The sequence below is a fragment of the Ercella succinigenes genome (genome assembly GCF_900002895.1).
Window position 1 is genome coordinate 25,734 of the sequence record NZ_CDHP01000030.1, and the last position, 19,708, is coordinate 45,441.

General features: G+C 38.8%; 21 protein-coding genes and 1 tRNA gene. 18 read left to right on the forward strand and 4 right to left on the reverse strand.

Annotated features, from left to right (window positions below):
* Window positions 1-57 precede the first annotated feature (57 nt).
* The 16 genes from AC0KSB_RS07515 (at window position 58) to AC0KSB_RS07590 (ending at window position 15,048) form a co-directional block, all read left to right on the forward strand.
* Window positions 58-624, forward strand: a complete 567-nt coding sequence (locus tag AC0KSB_RS07515) for an ATP-binding protein (protein WP_472307938.1) — start codon at window positions 58-60, stop codon at window positions 622-624.
* Window positions 608-982, forward strand: a complete 375-nt coding sequence (locus tag AC0KSB_RS07520; RefSeq protein ID WP_472307884.1) for a (2Fe-2S) ferredoxin domain-containing protein — start codon at window positions 608-610, stop codon at window positions 980-982. Before AC0KSB_RS07515 ends, AC0KSB_RS07520 begins: the two co-directional genes overlap by 17 nt.
* 159 nt (window positions 983-1,141) lie before the next feature.
* Window positions 1,142-1,915: a hypothetical protein gene (locus AC0KSB_RS07525; RefSeq protein WP_472307886.1), complete on the forward strand. Its 774-nt coding sequence runs from the start codon at window positions 1,142-1,144 to the stop codon at window positions 1,913-1,915.
* Between the two features lie 51 nt (window positions 1,916-1,966).
* Window positions 1,967-3,142 carry an NAD(P)-dependent malic enzyme gene (locus tag AC0KSB_RS07530; protein WP_472307888.1) on the forward strand — a complete coding sequence of 392 codons (1,176 nt, stop codon included), beginning with the start codon at window positions 1,967-1,969 and terminating at the stop codon, window positions 3,140-3,142.
* Between the two features lie 30 nt (window positions 3,143-3,172).
* Window positions 3,173-3,664 carry an Lrp/AsnC family transcriptional regulator gene (locus tag AC0KSB_RS07535; protein WP_472307890.1) on the forward strand — a complete coding sequence of 164 codons (492 nt, stop codon included), beginning with the start codon at window positions 3,173-3,175 and terminating at the stop codon, window positions 3,662-3,664.
* A complete protein-coding gene (locus AC0KSB_RS07540; protein ID WP_472307892.1) occupies window positions 3,661-4,887 on the forward strand; it encodes a pyridoxal phosphate-dependent aminotransferase in 1,227 nt (408 codons plus the stop codon). The genes AC0KSB_RS07535 and AC0KSB_RS07540 overlap by 4 nt, the downstream gene beginning before the upstream one ends.
* On the forward strand, window positions 4,880-5,989 hold the full coding sequence (gene prfB, locus AC0KSB_RS07545) for a peptide chain release factor 2 (RefSeq protein WP_472307894.1): 1,110 nt from the start codon (window positions 4,880-4,882) through the stop codon (window positions 5,987-5,989). The genes AC0KSB_RS07540 and prfB overlap by 8 nt, the downstream gene beginning before the upstream one ends.
* An 82-nt stretch (window positions 5,990-6,071) precedes the next feature.
* Window positions 6,072-6,896 (forward strand): DUF1638 domain-containing protein, encoded by an 825-nt coding sequence (locus tag AC0KSB_RS07550; RefSeq protein WP_472307896.1) that lies wholly within the window; start codon window positions 6,072-6,074, stop codon window positions 6,894-6,896.
* Between the two features lie 67 nt (window positions 6,897-6,963).
* Window positions 6,964-7,467, forward strand: a complete 504-nt coding sequence (gene purE, locus AC0KSB_RS07555; RefSeq protein WP_472307898.1) for a 5-(carboxyamino)imidazole ribonucleotide mutase — start codon at window positions 6,964-6,966, stop codon at window positions 7,465-7,467.
* A 29-nt stretch (window positions 7,468-7,496) separates the two neighbouring features.
* On the forward strand, window positions 7,497-8,966 hold the full coding sequence (gene purF, locus AC0KSB_RS07560) for an amidophosphoribosyltransferase (RefSeq protein ID WP_472307900.1): 1,470 nt from the start codon (window positions 7,497-7,499) through the stop codon (window positions 8,964-8,966).
* 3 nt (window positions 8,967-8,969) lie between these two features.
* Complete coding sequence (gene purN / locus AC0KSB_RS07565) at window positions 8,970-9,602, forward strand: phosphoribosylglycinamide formyltransferase (protein ID WP_472307902.1); 633 nt, start codon at window positions 8,970-8,972, stop codon at window positions 9,600-9,602.
* The gene (gene purH, locus AC0KSB_RS07570; RefSeq protein WP_472307904.1) at window positions 9,603-11,153 is read left to right on the forward strand and encodes a bifunctional phosphoribosylaminoimidazolecarboxamide formyltransferase/IMP cyclohydrolase; all 1,551 of its coding nucleotides are present in this window, start codon (window positions 9,603-9,605) and stop codon (window positions 11,151-11,153) included. It begins immediately after the preceding gene.
* Window positions 11,154-11,239: 86 nt separating this feature from the next.
* Window positions 11,240-12,490 carry a phosphoribosylamine--glycine ligase gene (purD, locus tag AC0KSB_RS07575; RefSeq protein ID WP_472307940.1) on the forward strand — a complete coding sequence of 417 codons (1,251 nt, stop codon included), beginning with the start codon at window positions 11,240-11,242 and terminating at the stop codon, window positions 12,488-12,490.
* On the forward strand, window positions 12,487-13,689 hold the full coding sequence (nadD, locus tag AC0KSB_RS07580) for a nicotinate-nucleotide adenylyltransferase (RefSeq protein WP_472307906.1): 1,203 nt from the start codon (window positions 12,487-12,489) through the stop codon (window positions 13,687-13,689). The genes purD and nadD overlap by 4 nt, the downstream gene beginning before the upstream one ends.
* Before the next feature lie 118 nt (window positions 13,690-13,807).
* Complete coding sequence (gene rsfS, locus AC0KSB_RS07585) at window positions 13,808-14,167, forward strand: ribosome silencing factor (protein ID WP_472307908.1); 360 nt, start codon at window positions 13,808-13,810, stop codon at window positions 14,165-14,167.
* Between the two features lie 137 nt (window positions 14,168-14,304).
* The gene (locus AC0KSB_RS07590) at window positions 14,305-15,048 is read left to right on the forward strand and encodes a helix-hairpin-helix domain-containing protein (protein WP_472307910.1); all 744 of its coding nucleotides are present in this window, start codon (window positions 14,305-14,307) and stop codon (window positions 15,046-15,048) included.
* A 20-nt stretch (window positions 15,049-15,068) separates the two neighbouring features.
* On the opposite strand, the gene AC0KSB_RS07595 is transcribed toward AC0KSB_RS07590, so the two are convergent.
* From AC0KSB_RS07595 to AC0KSB_RS07605, 3 genes are read right to left on the reverse strand one after another with little or no spacing between them, the layout of a single operon-like run.
* Window positions 15,069-16,013, reverse strand: coding sequence for a DUF4097 family beta strand repeat-containing protein (locus AC0KSB_RS07595; protein ID WP_472307912.1), 945 nt, complete (start codon window positions 16,011-16,013; stop codon window positions 15,069-15,071).
* A gap of 2 nt (window positions 16,014-16,015) precedes the next feature.
* Window positions 16,016-16,747, reverse strand: a complete 732-nt coding sequence (locus AC0KSB_RS07600) for a DUF1700 domain-containing protein (RefSeq protein WP_472307914.1) — start codon at window positions 16,745-16,747, stop codon at window positions 16,016-16,018.
* Between the two features lies 1 nt (window position 16,748).
* The gene (locus AC0KSB_RS07605; protein ID WP_472307916.1) at window positions 16,749-17,060 is read right to left on the reverse strand and encodes a PadR family transcriptional regulator; all 312 of its coding nucleotides are present in this window, start codon (window positions 17,058-17,060) and stop codon (window positions 16,749-16,751) included.
* Between the two features lie 264 nt (window positions 17,061-17,324).
* Here AC0KSB_RS07605 and thrS point away from each other — a divergent pair, with 264 nt between their 5' ends.
* Both thrS and AC0KSB_RS07615 read left to right on the forward strand, forming a co-directional pair.
* Entirely contained in the window at window positions 17,325-19,097 is a 1,773-nt protein-coding gene (gene thrS / locus AC0KSB_RS07610) for a threonine--tRNA ligase (RefSeq protein ID WP_472307918.1), read from the forward strand.
* A 57-nt stretch (window positions 19,098-19,154) separates the two neighbouring features.
* Entirely contained in the window at window positions 19,155-19,322 is a 168-nt protein-coding gene (locus AC0KSB_RS07615) for a hypothetical protein (RefSeq protein WP_472307942.1), read from the forward strand.
* A 206-nt stretch (window positions 19,323-19,528) separates the two neighbouring features.
* Here the strand turns inward: AC0KSB_RS07615 and AC0KSB_RS07620 are convergent.
* Window positions 19,529-19,604: transfer RNA gene (locus AC0KSB_RS07620), tRNA-Pro, on the reverse strand.
* Window positions 19,605-19,708: the final 104 nt, after the last annotated feature.

The following is a 19,708-nucleotide window of genomic DNA, read 5'->3' on the forward strand; positions in this document are numbered from 1 at the left end:
TTGCCCGTATTTATGGATAGTGCTATAATACTTCGAGCAGGATTATTGGTGGTGCTTATGAGAGATCTTTCTTTACATTTAATGGATATTGTCCAGAACTCACTGAAAGCTGGTGCGACCAGAGTAAAGATTGATTTTAAAGCAGATACTGATAAAGACTTGCTGTTTCTGACTATAGAAGATAATGGTCATGGGATGTCTGAAGAGATGATTTCTGTAGTAACCGATCCTTTTGTTACTACCAGAACAACTCGATCGATTGGCTTAGGAATACCGCTGCTTAAGGAACATTGCGAGTTAACCGGCGGTGAACTGCGATTAACGTCAAAAGTTGGCTTAGGTACGATTTTGTATGCTTCTTTTGGCATCAGTAGTATTGACAGAATGCCTCTTGGTGATATCAGTGATACTATGACTGCTTTAGTATTGTCAGATCCACAAATTGATTATTGTGTCAGTTTCAGCTCTGTAAACGGGAATTTTGAGTTGAACTGGCAGGATATAAGGAATCAGCTTGAGGACGTGCCGCTTAATGAGCCAGCCGTACTTGAGTGGATTCAAGGAAATTTGGCTGAAAAACAACAGTATATATTCGGAGGTGTCTTACATGAAATCACTCGCTGAACTGGAAGCAATACGTCAAAAAGCTAAGGCTGATCTGGCTGCCCGTACTGAAGGTGGCCGCAAGGTTGTTGTAGGAATGGCTACTTGTGGAATCGCATCTGGCGCTCGCCCTGTAATGAACGCAATGGTAGAAGAGTTGCGCACACGCAATGTCAATGATATTGCGGTGACTATGACAGGCTGTATAGGTGTTTGCAGACTTGAACCTATAGTAGAAGTTTTCGAGGAAAATGGCGATAAGGTAACTTATGTAAAAATGGATACAGCCAAGGCTAAGCGTGTCGTGGTTGAGCATCTGATTAACGGCCAGATTTGTCAGGATTTGACAATTGGAGCAGTAGAAGACGAGGCGAAATAATCCTGAACTGACTGGGGGATCTCCTAAGTTAGTTTCTGATTGCAATAGACAGGAGACTTCAGCGTGCGTTAATAATGTACGTCAGTCTCCTGTTTTGCCTATAAAATTAAAAATATATTATTTAGTAAGGAGGAGGCAAAGCGGATATCAAGGATAGTTTTGCCAGTTTCGATGAATTTTATCATCACGTTAGAAGCACTAAAATTTTATAAATTGAAATCTGAAAAAACTGTACAGCGATTATTTATATCATTGTTTATTTTGAATGCAGGTATCTGGTTTCTCCCTTTTGTTGACCCTGATTTTTCCAGCGTATATAATTCGTTGAATGATTTTGCTTCCGGGCAAGTCACACCAATTGTGCTGACAAGAGGAAATATTATTTTCTTGGGTCTTTCACTTGTAGTTCAACTTATAAACTTTTTATTGATTTTTGTTTATGCGGCTATGTTTGTAGGCGAGAAAAATAGTGCTGGTAAGTATAAGCTTGGAGAAATGAGTAAATTCAGTTTGCCCAGACTTCTTATTCTTATTGGACTTCTTATTGTGCCTGCTGTTTTGTCGGCTTTTTTGTTTATGATCCCTTTGATCATATTTGTTTTTATGATGTATTTTCTGCCGCTTAATATGTTTATCCAGAAAAAGAATTTATCTGAATCTATGCAGCTTAGTTTTGAGCAAACCAAAGGGGCACGCCTGATGATATTTTTTCAGGTTTTGTTTTTATCTTTGATTTTGACTTTGCCGGAATCATTATTGCTTAGTATCATAAGTAATAATTTTATAGCGACCATATTTATACAGTCCTTTTTTACTGTTTATTTAACATTGTCACAAGGGCGTCTTATGGGGATATATTATCTTTATCTTGTTAAAAAAGACCCTGTTGTGGTACCATCTATTCCTAATAATCAAGACAAAGGGGAAAAGTGATCAAGTGGTTGTTTGGGAAATTGCCACTAAATAATCCCCGAGGAGGGAAAAATGTCTGATATAAAAAAAATAGCGATTGAAAAACATAGTGAGTGGAAGGGTAAAATAGAGGTTATTTCTCGTGCACCTGTAGCAAGTAGGGAAGACCTTTCTATTGCTTATACTCCAGGTGTGGCTGAGCCTTGTCTGGAAATTTCAAAAGATGTTGATTTGTCTTACGAATATACTCGCCGTTGGAACATGGTAGCAGTAGTGACCGATGGTACTGCTGTTCTTGGACTTGGTGATATAGGGCCAGAAGCAGGTATGCCTGTAATGGAAGGCAAATGTGTTCTTTTTAAAGAGTTCGGTGATGTTGATGCTTTCCCTTTGTGTATACGTTCAAAGGACGTTGATGAGATTGTAAATACTGTTAGATTACTGGCTGGTAGTTTTGGCGGTATCAATCTGGAAGATATCTCTGCTCCTCGTTGTTTTGAAATCGAGCAGAAATTAAAAGAATGCTGTGACATTCCGATTTTCCATGATGATCAGCATGGTACTGCAGTTGTTACTCTGGCAGGCATGATAAATGGTCTTCGTATAGTTGATAAAGATTTGAAAACCTGTAGTGTTGTTGTAAATGGTGCAGGGGCTGCGGCTACAGCAATCGTAAAACTTCTTATGTCAATGGGTCTTAGCGATGTTGTGCTGTGCGATCGTTCAGGTGCAATTTATGAGGGGCGCGACAACCTCAATTCAGCAAAAGAAGAAATGGCAAAATTAACAAACAAGAAAATGAAAAAAGGTAAACTTGAAGATGTTATCAAAGGCGCTGATGTTTTCATAGGAGTGTCGGCACCTGATTCCGTTAACCAGGAAATGGTTAAATCTATGGCGGCAAATCCAGTTATTTTTGCCTGCGCCAATCCGGTGCCTGAAATAATGCCTGATTTGGCAATAGAGGCAGGTGCAGCAGTTGTTGCGACCGGGCGTTCAGATTTTGCCAATCAGATTAATAATGTTCTGGCTTTCCCTGGTATCTTCCGTGGAACTCTTGACGTTAGAGCCAGTGACATAAATAATGAAATGAAGATTGCTGCTGCTTATGCAATCGCTGATCTGGTAACTGCAGAAGAATTGAAAGCAGATTATATTATACCTTCTGCTTTTGATAAACGTGTTGGGCCTGCGGTGGCCAAGGCAGTAGCCAAAGCTGCACGAGAAAGTGGTGTGGCTCGTATCTGAAGAAATTGAAGGATCTTGGAGGTGCTAATAATGATTGACAAAAAAGAAGAGATTTTACAGCTTCTGGAAAATAATGCAAGATTATCTGTCGATGAAATTGCGGTGATGACTGAATTATCTGTCGATGAGGTGAAAGCCTGTATTGATGAATTTGAACAGTCGGGAATCATTCTGGGATATGGTGCAATTGTGAATTGGGAAAAAACACCTGTTGCGCCTGTTACTGCTTTGATTGAAGTAAATGTAACACCTCAGCGTGATCAGGGGTTTGATGCTATAGCGCAAAGAATATACAGATATCCAGAAGTGAAGTCCTGTTACCTGATGTCAGGCGGATATGATCTTATGGTCATACTTGAGGATACAAATCTCAAAGATGTAGCGATGTTTGTGTCAGAGAAAATAGCACCTCTGGAATCGGTTATTTCAACCAGAACACATTTTGTTTTGCGCAAGTATAAAATGAACGGAACGGAATTTTTTAATGAAAACGAGGATGACCGGGAGGCCATTATATTATGAATAAACAGGAACAGAATATGACGACGGATGCCAGATCTGTAAATGATCTTGACAGTTTTTTGTCTGATCGTGTCAAATCTGTACCTCCTTCTGCTATTCGTCGTTTCTTTGATCTGGCAAATGAAATGAAGGGCCAGGTTATATCTTTGTCGATAGGTGAACCTGATTTTGTTACACCCTGGGCTATTAGGGAAGCTGGTATTTTTTCTCTCGAACAAGGACATACTCATTATTCTCCTAATCAGGGGTATATTGAATTAAGGGAAGCTGTAAGCAGCTATATGTCGGGTCAATACAGCTTAAAATATGATCCCAGAACAGAGGTTGTTATTTCTGTAGGCGGTAGTGAAGCTATAGACCTTTGTGTCAGAGCAATTGTTAATCCTGGTGATGAGGTCATTATTCCTGAGCCGTGTTTTGTAGCATATAAAGCATGTGTTAGTCTTGCAGGGGGCATTCCTGTAACTATTGACTGCAAACAGGAAAATGGTTTTAAACTTACTGCTGCTCAGCTTGAGAGTGCAATAACGCCAAAAACAAAGCTTCTAATGTTAGGTTATCCGAACAACCCTACCGGTGCAGTTATGAGTAAAGAAGAATTGCAGAAACTGGTTGATGTGATTGCCGATAAACCTATCATGGTATTGTCAGATGAGCTTTATGCGGAATTAACATATGAACCTGCTCAGCATGATTCTATAATTACATTGCCGGGAATGCGTGACCGCAGTGTTCTGATTGGTGGTTTTTCTAAAGCGTTTGCTATGACCGGCTGGCGGATAGGCTATGCCTGCGGACCTGAAAAAATCATTAGTGCCATGAACAAAATACATCAATATGCTATTATGTCGTCGCCTTCGACTGCACAAGATGCAGCAATTGAAGCTATGCGCAACAGTGAGAAACATATTGAGCCAATGCGCGCCGAGTATAATAGACGCCGCCGCTTTGTTGTAAATGCCTGTCGTGAGGCGGGGCTTGAATGTTTCGAGCCTTTAGGTGCTTTTTATGTTTTCCCTGATATCAGTTCTACCGGGATGACTTCAACAGAGTTTTGTGAAAGATTCCTTAATGAGGAGAAAGTAGCAATAGTTCCTGGTAATGCTTTTGGTCAGTGTGGGGAAGGTTTTGTCAGAATAAGCTATGCGGCATCTATGGAAAATATACGTAAAGCCATGGATAGGCTGAAATCTTTTGTAGCCAGGAGTAAACAGAATGTTTGAATTTGAACAATATCAGCAACAGTTGGAGTTAAATTCCCAGTCGCTGAAAACTTTGAAGGAAGCTTTGCATATCAGCAAAGTTCTGGATGAAGTAGCAGAACTTGAAGCCAGAGCCCAGGAACCAGGTTTTTGGGAAGACGTTGAACGAGCTCAGAAAATACAAACTAAGGTAAAACATCTGCAAAATAAAGTGGATCGTTATAATAGACTTGAAAGTGAACAGGCAGATCTTGAAGTTCTCTGTGAACTTGGAATAGAAGCCGAAGACAGCAGTCTGATTGAAGAGCTTTCAACAGGTCTTGTATCATGGCAGGAAGCTTTTGAGAAAATGCGTCTGGAGACTCTTTTTACCGGTGAATATGATGGTAATAATGCTATGCTGACTTTGCATGCCGGTGCTGGAGGTACAGAGGCACAGGACTGGACAGAAATGCTTTATCGTATGTATACACGCTGGGCTGAAGATCATGATTTTCAGGTAAAGCTGCTTGATATTCTGGATGGAGATGAAGCAGGTCTCAAGAGTGTTTCTTTTATGATTATTGGCGAAAATGCATATGGATATATGAAGTCAGAAATGGGTGTACACCGACTTGTAAGAATATCTCCTTTTGACTCTTCAGGCCGCAGACATACTTCTTTTGCTTCGCTTGAGGTTATGCCGGAGCTTGATGATTCAATTGATATTGATATCAGATCGGAAGATCTCAGAGTAGATACTTACCGTGCGTCAGGTGCGGGTGGTCAGCATGTTAACAAAACAGAATCAGCTATTAGAATTACACATTTGCCAACAGGTGTTGTTGTTTCCTGTCAGACTGAAAGATCTCAGGTTCAAAACAGAGAAACAGCAATGAATATGCTCAAAGCCAAGCTTTTTGCTTTGGCACGTGCTGCTCAGATGGATAAAATAGAGGATTTAAAAGGTAATCAACTGGAAATTGCCTGGGGAAGTCAGATAAGATCATATGTTTTTTGTCCTTATACCATGGTTAAAGATCATAGGACAGGATATGAAAAGGTTGATGTTGACAAGGTTATGGATGGTGATCTTGATGGCTTCATCAACGCCTTTTTGTCTGGTATGAAAATTGAAAAATAGTTTTTTGGCCTTGCTTTTGCAAGGCTTTTTTTCTTTAATCAAATAACTATGATTAATAAAAGTTTTATTGATGGAGTGCACTATGTCTGATTTACAGTATGAATCAAGTGGTATTTTGGAACAGAAAAAATATTTGCTTTTGGCATGTCATGTTCTTTGGAGAGAATTTTCTCAGGTTGCCGCGCAGTCACCACATGAAATATTCCCTGTTTTTCTCAAACAAGGTCTGCATAATGAGCCAGATAATCTCAGAAAACAGGTTCAAGAACAAATTGATGAAGCAGATAAGATTGCACAGGAAAAAAGAGAAGATCTTGGCAATGATATGCCTTATGATGCTATCTTGCTAGGATATGGACTGTGCAGCAATGGTATAGCAGGACTAAAAAGCAAATATCACAAAATAATAGTGCCTCGTGCTCATGATTGTATAACTTTATTTCTTGGTGACAAAAACAAATACAGACAGTATTTTGATGATCATCCGGGCATATACTGGTATTGTGGCGGGTGGATTGCTACCGGTACAATGCCGGGTGAAGACCGTATAGAAACTTTGCGCCGTATTTATACAGAAAAATACGAAGATGAAGATACGGTAGAGTATTTGATCAGTGAAGAAAAACGCTGGATGGATGAATATAGTCAAGCTTGCTTTATCAAGCAAAATGATCTTGAAATTTCTGCTCCTGAAAAAAAATCATGGCAAAATTATACAAAGAAATGTGCTGATTATTGTGGTTGGAAGTATTCTGAACTAGACGGTAATTTAGAGATAATAAAAAATCTGGTAAATGGCAATTGGCAGACAGAAGATTTCCTGATTGTGCCGCCTGAACATGCAATACAGCCTTCTTTTGATGATACTATTATCAGTTCTGTTAAAGACGAATTGAAAGACGATTGACTATATTAATTGCCCTTGTTACTATAAAGTGTACTAATTTTGGATTTATGTAATTTAGGAGGATAATATGTCAAAAAGAGTTTTGGTTGTAATGGGTAGTGATTCAGATTTTCCCGTTATGGAGTCATGTTTCAGAATGTTGCAGGATCTGGGTTTGTCATATGAGGCACATGTTTGTTCTGCTCATCGTACACCCGACCAGGCTGCCGAGCTTTCAAAAAAAGCCAGAGATAACGGATTTGGAGTTATTATTGCTGCTGCCGGTCTGGCCGCACATTTGCCGGGTGTTCTTGCAGCTTATACTATTTTACCGGTTATTGGTGTTCCTATCAGAGGTGGTGCACTAAATGGTCAGGATGCATTGTATTCAATAGCTCAGATGCCTGCTGGTATCCCGGTGGCTACCGTAGCAATTGATGGAGCAGCTAATGCAGCTATTCTGGCAGCCCAGATTCTTGCCGGAGCAGATGATTCCATCAGTGAAAAGCTAGTAAATTACAAAGAAAATTTAGCAGCAGCAGTGAAGGCCAGACATGAACGTTTACAGGATAAACTGGCTGAATTACGCTAATATATAAGCTAATATAAAGGAGAAAAAACATGTTTCATGATGAATGCGGTGTGTTTGCCGCGCTGGACGTCAGCGGTCGCCGTATGGATGCTTCTAAACTTGCCTGGTATGGTTTGTTTGCGTTACAGCATCGCGGTCAGGATAGTGCAGGTATTGCAGTAAATAATAGTGGTACGATTTTATGCCAAAGGAATCACGGCCTGCTGGTAGAAGGGTTTGATGAGATTACATTGAATATGTTGCAGGGTCATGCAGCAGTAGGCCATGTAAGATACCCTTCTCAGGATGATCCCGGTATAGAAAATGCTCAGCCTATGCTGATTAAGTACAGAGCAGGGCAGATGGCACTGGCAATGAATGGTTCGTTAAATAATAGTGAGGAACTCAGGCAGACCTTACAGGAAAAAGGTGCAATTTTTCAGACTAGTTCAGATGCTGAGGTAATGCTGGCATTACTGGCCAGAAACAGAATTATCAGTAATAATGTTGAAGAATCAATAGAATTAATGATGAAAGATATAAAGGGTGCCTATTCAATAGTGATGATGACACCGGGCAAAGTACTCGGTTTTCGTGATCCTAATGGTATAAGACCTCTTTGTTTAGGTAAGCTGGATGATGTCTGGATTCTGGCTTCAGAGAGCTGTGCGATTGACGCTGTTGGCGGAGAATTCGTCAGAGATGTTAAACCGGGAGAAATTATAAGTATATCTGCTGCTGGTATGAAAAGTATAATGACAGGGGAAAATGCCGATTTATCTGAAAACGAAAATATCAGGAATGGCAAATTATGCTTGTTTGAGTTCGTATACTTCGCAAGACCTGACAGTACAATAGATGGTGCCAATGTTTATGCGGCACGCGATATGGCAGGAAGACTGCTTGCCAGACAGCACCCTTGTGATGCCGATCTTGTAATTGGTGCTCCTGATTCAGGTCTGGCTGCAGCGATCGGTTATGCTGCCGAGTCAGGTATCAAATATGGACAAGGTCTTTTGAAAAACAGGTATGTGGGCAGAACATTTATCCAGCCTACTCAGATGCAAAGAGAACTCACGGTGGCTATGAAGTTTGCAGCTTTGAAGGAAGCTGTTGAAGGACGCAAAATAGTAATGATAGATGATTCTATCGTTCGTGGAACAACCACCAGCCATATAATCAGACTATTAAAAAATGCCGGAGCTCTTGAAGTACATTTGCGAATTGCCTCACCACCGGTTTTTTATCCTTGTTTTTATGGTGTAGATACACCGTCTCAGGAAGAATTATCTGCCTGTAACATGTCTTTGGAGGAAATCAGACAGAAAATAGATGCTGAATCATTGGGCTTTCTTAGTCTTGAAGGTCTGAAAGAGTCTGCAGCAAATCTTAAATGCGGTCATTGTACCGGTTGTTTTAATGGGGTATTTCCTGCTGGTGTACCACATCAGCAAAAAGCAATTCTCAGAACAATAGATCAAGCGGTATTTTTTGACATAAAAGCAGATAAGAAGGTATAAATTATGTTTAGGATAGCAGTATTTGTTTCTGGAGGCGGAACTAATTTGCAGGCTATTATAGATCAGATTGATGATGGTTATCTGTCTGATATTGAGATTGACTGTGTAATAGCTTCAAAACCCGGTACAAAAGCTCAGACGAGAGCTCAGGCAAGGGGCATAGCTAGCTACGTGATTTCCAGAAAAGACTATTCTGATATAGCCTCTTATGATCAGGCTTTACTGAATACTCTTAAGGGAAGAAAAATAGATCTGGTGGTTCTTGCAGGCTTTTTGAGTTTGCTTGGCCCTGATTTTGTCCGTTTTTATGAAAAAAAGATTATCAATATTCATCCATCACTTATTCCGGCTTTCTGCGGTCATGGCCTTTATGGCATCAAACCTCATCAGGCGGCTTTGGAATATGGTGTGAAAATAAGCGGAGCAACAGTTCATTTTGTAGATGAACAGTATGATACCGGACCTATTCTTTTGCAAAAATCTGTGCCGGTAAAAACAACTGATACTGCTGATGAACTTCAGCAAAGGGTTATGAAAGAATCTGAACAGATTATACTGCCACAGGCAATACGCCTGATAGCGGATGGTCGTGTAAGATTTAATGGAAGACATACTATTATCATGGAGGAAGAATAAATGATAAAACGTGCATTATTGAGTGTTTCGGATAAGGCCGGTTTGGTTGACTTGGCTAAAGCTCTGCATGAGATGGGAATTGAACTGATTTCTACAGGTGGAACATCAGCTGCTTTGGCTGCTGCAGGTTTGCCGGTAAAAGCAGTGACTGATCTGACAGGCTTCCCAGAATGTCTTGACGGCAGGGTAAAAACATTACATCCTAAAATTCATGGTGGTATACTTGCTATCCGTGACAATGCTGATCATATGAAGCGTATTGAAGAACTAGGTATAGACACTATTGATCTTGTCATAATCAATTTATATCCTTTTAAACAAACTGTTCAAAAACCAGGTGTAAGCAGAGAAGAGTGTATTGAGAATATTGATATAGGCGGTCCAAGCATGCTTCGTGCTGCGGCAAAAAATCATGGTGATGTTACTGTTCTTACTGATCCTGCTGATTATGAGAGAGTACTTGACGAAATAAGAACTAATGGCGATACTTTGCCTGAAACTCGTTTTTATCTTGCTCGTAAAGTATTTGAGCAGACAGCCGCATATGATGCTTTAATTGCCAATTACTTTTTACGTCAAAGCCCTCCTGAAATGGCACAATTACCTGATCAGCTAACCCTTACCTATGACAAGGTAAGCAGTATGCGCTATGGTGAAAATCCACATCAGAGAGCAACTTTTTACCGTGAAGCATTGCCTGTTTCTGGTTCTTTGCCTCAGGCTGAACAGTTATCGGGAAAAGAATTGTCATATAATAATATTGCCGATACTGATGCGGCTATCGCCCTTTTGAAAGAATTTGCCGAACCGACAGTTGTTGCCATTAAACACGCTAATCCCTGCGGTGTTGGCAGCTCTGATACTCTGATAGGTGCCTGGGATAAAGCTTATGATGCAGATAAAGTTTCTATTTTTGGCGGAATAGTGGCTATGAATCGCACACTTACATTGGAAGTTGCCGAAGCTATGAAACCCGTTTTCTTAGAAGTTATCGTAGCACCTGCATATGATAACGATGCTTTAGAATTGCTCAAAACAAAGAAAAATCTTAGATTGCTTGTACTGCCGCAAGTTGCCGATCCAATAGCAGATGATTCAATTATGTTGAAACAGGTCTATGGTGGTATGTTGATTCAGGATATGGATACTAATGTCCTGAACAGTGATGAAATAGGTATACCTACCAAAATAAAACCCGATGATAAAATGCAGGCAGATCTGCTTTTTGCCATGAAAGTGGTAAAACATGTAAAATCGAATGCGATTGTTCTGGTAAAAGATCAGCAGACGATCGGAATTGGGCCAGGTCAGCCGAACAGAATAACATCTGCACAGATAGCAATAAAAAATGCAGGCGAAAAAGCCAAAGGCTCTATTTTAGGTTCGGATGCATTTTTCCCATTTGCTGATACTGTTGAAGCTGCTGCTGCTGCAGGTATATCAGCAATTATTCAGCCCGGTGGTTCTATTCGTGATCAAGAATCAATAGATGCTTGTGATAAACATGGCATAGCTATGTTAATGACAGGCATAAGGCATTTCCGTCACTGATTTTGCAATCAGGTATGGAGATTTATTTCATCAATGAAAGGAGTCTACCGTAGTTTTTGCCAAGAAAAAATACGGTATCAGTTATTATGAAAGTTTTAGTAGTAGGTGGAGGCGGCAGGGAACATGCTCTAGTCTGGAAACTTAAGCAAAGCTCTCGTATAAGTAAGGTATATTGCGCCCCTGGTAATGCCGGTACGGCTCAGCTAGCAGAAAATATAGCAATTAAGGCTACCGATCTGGCAGCAATGACTGAATTTGCGAAAAAAGAAAAAATTGATCTGGTTGTAGTTGCTCCAGATGATCCGCTTGCTTTAGGTATGGTTGATGAGCTTAGCAAAGCTGGAATAAGGGCTTTTGGCCCCACTGCTGCTGCTGCCCAAATTGAGGCAAGCAAAGCTTTTGCCAAAAAACTGATGCAAAAATATGGTATACCCACAGCAGACTATAATGTTTTTTCTGAACTTCAATCTGCAAATGATTATCTGAATGATTGTGTTTTCCCTATAGTCATTAAAGCTGATGGACTTGCTTTAGGCAAAGGTGTAGTAATTGCTCAGACAAAAGAAGAAGCTAAAGAAGCCGTACGTATGATGATGGAAGAATCTGCATTTGGCACAGCTGGAAATACGGTAGTAATTGAACAATTCCTTCAAGGACCAGAGCTTACTGTTCTGGCTTTTGCAGATGGCAAAACTGTAGTACCGATGATTTCATCAAGAGATCATAAGAGAGCCCTTGATAATGATCAAGGACTCAATACAGGTGGTATGGGTGCCATTGCTCCTGGTAGTGATTTGAATGAAGATCAGGATAAATGGCTGCAAAAAAATATTTTTCAACCAACAATTGATGCTATGAATGCTGAAGGTATTCCGTTTAAAGGTGTAATTTACTTTGGCTTGATGCTTACAGCCTTAGGGCCGAAAGTCATAGAATATAATGCCAGATTTGGTGATCCAGAAGCACAAGCGGTATTACCGCTGCTGCAAACAGATCTGCTGGATATTATTGATGCCTGTATTGATGGTGATCTGGCAAAAACCGAAATCAAATGGAAACAGAAGAATTCATGTGTTGTTGTTATGGCGTCAGGCGGCTACCCTGGAGCTTATCAGACCGGCAAAATTATTTCCGGTCTGAACGATGTCGATGAAGGCATAGTTTTCCATGCCGGAACTAAATTTGACAACGGTGAAGTTGTCACATCAGGAGGCCGTGTTCTTGGAATTACAGCATTGGGTGACAGCAGGGAAGAGGCAATAGATAACGCTTATAAACAGATAGTAAAAATAAGTTTTGATAGTTGTCATTATCGTAAGGATATCGGTCGTACATGAAAAAAATAGGAATCTGCGGCGGAACTTTTGATCCTTTTCACAATGCGCATCTTGCATTAATTGGTGCTGCTGTCTCAAGTGGTAAGATAGATCATTTGTTGGTTATACCTGCAGGAATTCCGCCTCATAAACAAAAGAGAAGTGTTATGCCTGCTATATATCGTTATGAAATGACCAGGCGGGCATTACGCGATTTGTCCGGAATTGAAATTTCTGATCTGGAAATACTTCGTGAAGGCAGATCTTTTACCATTGATACGGTTAAAGCGGTAAAAGATCTCTTTTCCGAGCCTTGTGAAATTTTTCTTATCTACGGATCTGATATAGTATTTGCAATTGAAAGCTGGTATAAACCGGCAGAATTAATGAAGCAATGTAAGTTTTTACTGGCTTTACGCGGTGGTGAAGATAAAAAAGCTGTTGCAGCAAAAGCCAAAATCCTTAAAGAAAAATATGGCGCCAAAATAATATTTTTTGACGCCCCTCTGATTGAACTTTCAAGCTCTTTAGTCAGAGAAAAAATAAATGAACAAGAACAGTGGCAGCAGCTCGTTCCCGGATCAGTAGCAGCCTTTATCATTGATAATGGCATATATAATTTTACAGATGAATATGAGCAGCTTAGAGAAGTGATTGGCAGCAGTTTGTCTGAGATTGAAAAGCTTCTCTGGAAATTTCTTACCAGAAAAAGATTATTACATTCTGTAAATGTTATGATGTATGCAATTCATCTGGCAATAATTCATAAAACCGATCTGAAGCAAACAGCAATTGCAGCTTTACTGCATGATTGCGCCAAGTGCTTGCCGCATGACCAGATTGCCGAACTTGCCTCTAAGGCAGGAGATACCCTGTTGCTTGAAGAAGAACTGGCACATGGCCCTGCCGGAGCTGTGCTGGCAGCTGAAGCTTTTGCCGTTAAAGATCAGGCAATACTAAAGGCAATTCATTATCATACAACCGGTTATGGAGAAATGACAACATTAGATAAAATTATTTATCTTGCCGACAAAATAGAATTAGGCAGAACATATAAGGATCTTGAACCAATCAGAGAAGCAGCTGAATATGATCTTGATAAAGCAATGTTAATATGTATTTCAGAGGTTGAAACTTTTCTCAGAAGAAGTAAAAGACCTTCGCATCCCTATTCAATTGATGCAGTTAAAAAGTTACAAAAACAGCCGGAAAACAATTAGCTTGGCATTAAAGAGCAGAACAGTTGTTTTTCTGCATGTTTTCAGCGATAATATGTTTAATAAATACTAATCGGGTATTTGTGAAAATTTTATTTAATAATAGAAGGAGTGTGATTATTTGACCGCAGAAGAAACCGCAAAGAACATAGTAGAGATTCTTGACAGCAAAAAAGCTCAGGCAATTGAAGTGATAGATGTTGAAGGCAAGACAATTCTTGCTGATCGTTTTGTAATAGCTACAGGCCAGTCAGCTACACATATAAAGGCTCTTGCCGGTGAAGTTGAATTCCAGATGAAAAATAAATGTCAGAGAGTACCTGATCACGTAGAAGGTTATAATACCGGTCGTTGGGTTCTGCTTGATTTTGAAGATGTAATAGTTCATATTTTCCATGAAGAAGAAAGAGATTTTTACAGTCTTGAGAAACTATGGAGAGGAAGCAGGACTGAACCCGTTAGTATAACGGAAACAGTTTGAAATCCCTTTTGGCAAATTTTGACTGGTTTTGACAGATTATGTCGAAGGAAGCAGCAAACACTGCTTCCTTTTTTGTTGTAAAATTCTAACTGTATAAAGCAGCAGTTTCTTATTTTAAGAGGAGGAATGAATATAAAATGTCAAAAAGAAAACTGAGCTCTAATTTCTGGTTTGCTTTAATAATTATATTTATTCTTATTGGCTTGATCTGGCAGCTTATTGCCGATAATAAGGACGGCATTATATTAGAGCGAGGCAATAAGAATTCTGAATTAATGGCTGATATGGAAGATAATAACGATTCGTCAGAGGCAAAATTATCAGATCAAGGCTTAGAACAAGCCGAAGTAATTGAAAATGAAGTACAACAAAATGCAGACCAGAAGACGACAGAAAGTGAAATAATAATTTATCCTGTTTATCTGGTAGGAGCAGTTATCAATCCTGGCATTTATGAAATAGAAAATGAAATATATTTATATCAATTGATTGATTTAGCAGGGGGGATGACAAAAGAGGCTGCTGCTGATAAGATTAACCTTGCAACAAAAATATACGGTAATCAGTTTGTCAGAATACCTACAAAACAAGAATGGCAGGCTGATCCGGAAATACTCTTTATCAGCGGTGATATACCGGAGAGAAAAGTTACTGAAGATGATAAAACCCAGAAAGAGCAAAGCACATCATCTTTAGTAAATATTAATACTGCAGATTCAGCTTTATTGGAAACTCTTCCTGGGATTGGGCCTGTGACAGCTCAGAGTATTATTGATTTTAGGGAAAACAATGGCAAGTTTGCTCGCATTGAAGATATTATGCAAATATCAGGAATTAAAAACAGTCGTTTTGAGCAGATAAAAGATCTGATAACAGTTTGATAATAATTTGAACTCTCAATTTATTTAAAGATCAAATCTCCAGACATTGTTTCAAAATTCCAAGTTTCATTTGAACTTGTTCCTTCAAATAAAATACCGTTGGTTTTCTTTTTTTCTTGGGATTTCATGACAAAAGTATGGTCATTCAACCTCATATTTCCTGACATCGTTTCAAAAACAACATCGACAGATTCATTTGTATTGCCAGTAACAACTATATTTCCAGACAATGTTTCAACTCTGGTTTTGGTATTTTGATCGTATAGCAAATTAACATTTCCAGAAAGACTATTTGCCTCAACTGATCCTGTGATATTATTCAATATTAAATTTCCTGAAAGCGTAGAAAGATTTATTTTTTCTGCATTGGCATTATCTATTGTAAGTTCTGCCGACAAGCCTTCATACATAAAGGACTCCCATGACTTTGTTGTATTTCCTTGTACATAACAGTTGCCCGACAAAGTATTAATCGATATTTTGTCAATATAATCATCAGGAATAATCAGATCTATTATCAGATTGCCGCCTTGATAACCTAATTTTGGATATTTGATTCGAATATCCAACTGATTTCCGTTTTTTATAACTTCCCAGATTAATTCACTTGAACTTCGGTAAGATCCTTTTAAGCTTGCCTCAATCTGATCTCCTTTTGTGGTAACATTTATCTGTTCAGACAATGCAGTCAGATTAATCATACTGATTTTTTCCCATTCTTCCGAGGTTAATATTTCAGTCTGATCTATTTCAAATTTTTCAGTGCCTGCAATATTTATGCCCGGTAGTCTTGTGATACCTGGAAAGTTGAATGGGAAATCATTCGACCAGCTGACAAATCTATTTATACTCGTTAGCTCATTCCAGCCAATAGTACGAGCAGTTAGCATCGCCCCGGCAATTGCAGTAGACAAGAAAACAACTATACAGACAATAATAACTGTAATTAGAATACCTTTTTTCATGATTATCTCCCCTCAGCCCAGCTTTTATTCCAGCGCACATATTTTATGAAACCCAGAACACTTATTTTACTCAGATAATAACTGGCAATTATCAGTAATATGGTTAAAGCTGTCATGGAAATACCGAACAAAACCAGGATTTGAACTTCGACGCCTTGCTGCATAAGGGCAATTGTATATAAAGTTATAGCCGCCACACCGACTCCAAATGCACTTCCCCAGATACCCATCAAAATCCCGATTATTGTAGAAACAACAGGAATAGCAATAAATATATTTATCAAAACAAGAGCAACAACCCTGCCGGAATCAATTTCATTTGGCGCTTGAGTATAAGCTTGATTTGAAGCAGAGTCTTGACTATAAGTTTGATTTGATGTTGTATCTGTATAGCCATTGCTATTTTGCTGACTATCATGCGCATAATTTGGCACATTACTTTGAGAAACATTATAACTATATGTCTCAGCCGCTGTTTTTTCAGACTGTGTATCAAGATCATCTTGATCAGAAGGTATATATTTAGGAACTAAATTGACTTGGCTTCCTGCAGGATACTGTAAAGCTATTTTTTCAGGATCACCAAGCGTAGCTGCAATTTCTTCTGCAGTTTTTCCATCATTAATACCGTCATTAAAGTGATTCTCAAAATCACTCATTATCTCATCAATTTCTGATGTGTTTTGCCGAATTAATGCTTGACGTAATTTTTCTAAAAATTCTTTCTTCTCCATGTTATGTCTCCCCCATAATTTCGTTAACATGACTTACGAACTTTTGCCATTCCTTTAATAGGAGAAAATGACTGGTTCTTCCTTTTTGCGTTATTGCATAATATTTTCTAGGAGGTCCGCCGGAAGATTCCTGCAAATATGTAGTAACATAGCCATCGGCCGCAAGTTTACGCAAAATGGGATATACCGTACCGTCAGAAATTTGTATTCTGTCCGAAAGAGATTGAGCCAGTTCATAACCATAACGTTCATGCTTCATTAACATCGATAAAACGCATAACTCAAGCACGCCTTTCTTAAACTGAATATTCACTTCAGGTAATCCCCCCTTTCAAATCACTATTATATATTGAACAATAGTAATCATAGTATAGGTCAGAGAGGTTGTCAAGATCTAATCTGTGTATTATTATGAAACGTGAGAATTTAGTATTTGGTAGAGAGAGTTTAACGTTTGAACAATAAGATTAATAGTTGATTGAAAGCTTTGTTATTTGATTGAACGATTAAGTATTTATAAAATGGTTAAAAACTTACCAAAGAATAATTTAAATAAAATATTTTGGGGGAGACAACTATGTCAGATTTTTTAGATCCGGTCTATAGACAGACCTTTCGTCATACAAGCTCACATATTATGGCACATGCCGTAAAAAGACTTTATCCCACTGCAAAGTTGGCAATTGGTCCGGCTATTGAGAACGGCTTTTATTATGATTTTGATTGCGATGAATCATTCAGTAATGATGATTTGAAAAAAATAGAAGCAGAGATGAAAAAAATCGTCAAAGAGAGACTGCAAATTGAACGTTTTGAATTGCCAAGAGATAAAGCTATTGAATTAATGCTTGAAAAAGGCGAAACATACAAAGTTGAATTAATCAATGATTTGCCAGAAGATGAAATCATATCATTTTATCAACAAGGAGATTTTGTTGATTTATGTGCAGGCCCTCATCTTGAAGATACTTCAGCAGTCAAAGCATTTAAACTTACACAGGTAGCCGGTGCTTATTGGCGTGGTAATGAAAAGAATAAAATGCTACAGCGTATATATGGAACAAGTTTTCCTGACAAGGCACAGCTAAAGGAATATTTGCAACAACTTGAAGAGGCAAGAAAACGTGACCATAACAAAATTGGTCGTGAGCTTGGTTTCTTTACAACTGTGGATTATATTGGACAAGGACTTCCTATCATGTTGCCTAAAGGGGCGAAGACTCTCCAGATTTTACAACGTTTTGTAGAAGATGAAGAAGAAAAACGTGGTTATCAGATTACAAAAACTCCTTTCATGGCAAAATCTGATTTATATAAAATATCAGGACATTGGCAGCATTATCGTGATGGTATGTTTATCATAGGTGATGAAGAAAAAGCTGAGGAAGAAGAAGTTCTGGCTCTGCGTCCAATGACATGTCCTTTTCAATTCCAGGCTTACCTTGCAAAGACAAGAAGTTACAGAGATCTGCCGATACGTTATGGTGAGACATCAACATTGTTCAGAAATGAAACATCTGGCGAAATGCACGGACTTATTCGCGTACGGCAATTTACAATTTCCGAAGGACACCTGATTTGCACACCTGATCAGTTGGAAGAAGAATTTAAAAATAGCCTTGATCTTGCCAATTTTATGTTAAAAGCAGTTGGCCTTGACGAGGATGTAAGCTATAGATTCTCATTATGGGATCCTGAAAACAGAGAAAAATATATAGGTGATGCAGAGCAGTGGGAAGCTGTTCAGCAAAAAATGGGACAAATTCTTGAGCATATGGATCTGGAATATGAAACTGCTTCAGGAGAAGCTGCTTTTTACGGTCCTAAGCTTGATATACAGATCAAGAATGTTTTTGGCAAAGAAGACACTCTGATTACTATACAGATCGACTTCCAGCTGGCAGAACGTTTTGGTATGTTCTATACTGATAGTGATGGAGAACGTAAAAATCCTTATATTATCCATCGTACATCAATAGGCTGTTATGAAAGAACACTGGCACTTTTGATTGAAAAATATGCCGGAGCATTGCCCTTGTGGCTAGCCCCAGAACAAGTAAGGGTGCTGGCTATTTCCGAAAAACATGCTGATGCAGCCCATGATCTGGCGAAAAAACTACGTGAAAATGGATTGCGTGTAGAAGTTGACGATCGTGCAGAAAAAATCGGCAAAAAAATCAGAGAAGCACAGATGGAAAAAGTTCAGTATATGCTGGTTCTGGGTGATCAGGAAATAGAAAATAATTTAGTAGCAGTCAGATCAAGACTTCAAGGTGATTTGGGCACAATGTCACCGGAAGCATTGATAGAAAAACTACAGCAGGAAGTACGTGACAGAGTGAATTTTTGATATATTTCGATTAGGAAATTAGTTCAATCAGCAAAATTAATTTGTAGATGGCGGCACATTTATTGTGCCGCCATCAATACTTTTCCTGTTAACATGATCCTACAGTACAAAAAAATCGGGAAATGGAGTAATTATTTATACGGAGAAAGAACATATATTGTTCTTAGTCTTGTGGCCAAATCTATTTTGGCTTGGCTGGTTTTATTCGGCGCAATGCAGCCGTGATTATTTTGTTGGTCAGTAAATTATGTAAATTAGGCAGGAGAGTGCTGCAATGAATCAATGGTATAAACAATTAAAGACAATCAATGACGTTTTGATAATCAATCTGAAATATTGGAATTTAGAGAATGATATATGATAGTGAACATAGAATTAGTTCAGAAAACAAGAGAAAAAAACAGAGTCGTCAAATTAGATGACTCTGTTTTTGGTCGGAGTGAGAGGACTTGAACCTCCGGCCTCTTGGTCCCGAACCAAGCGCTCTACCACCTGAGCCACACCCCGTAGAACCTTCACAATTTTACTGTTTATTAAGTTTCATGTCAAGATAGTTGATTGCATGATATAATTGTTATCATTAGTCAAATCATGATAACAATTGATTTTAC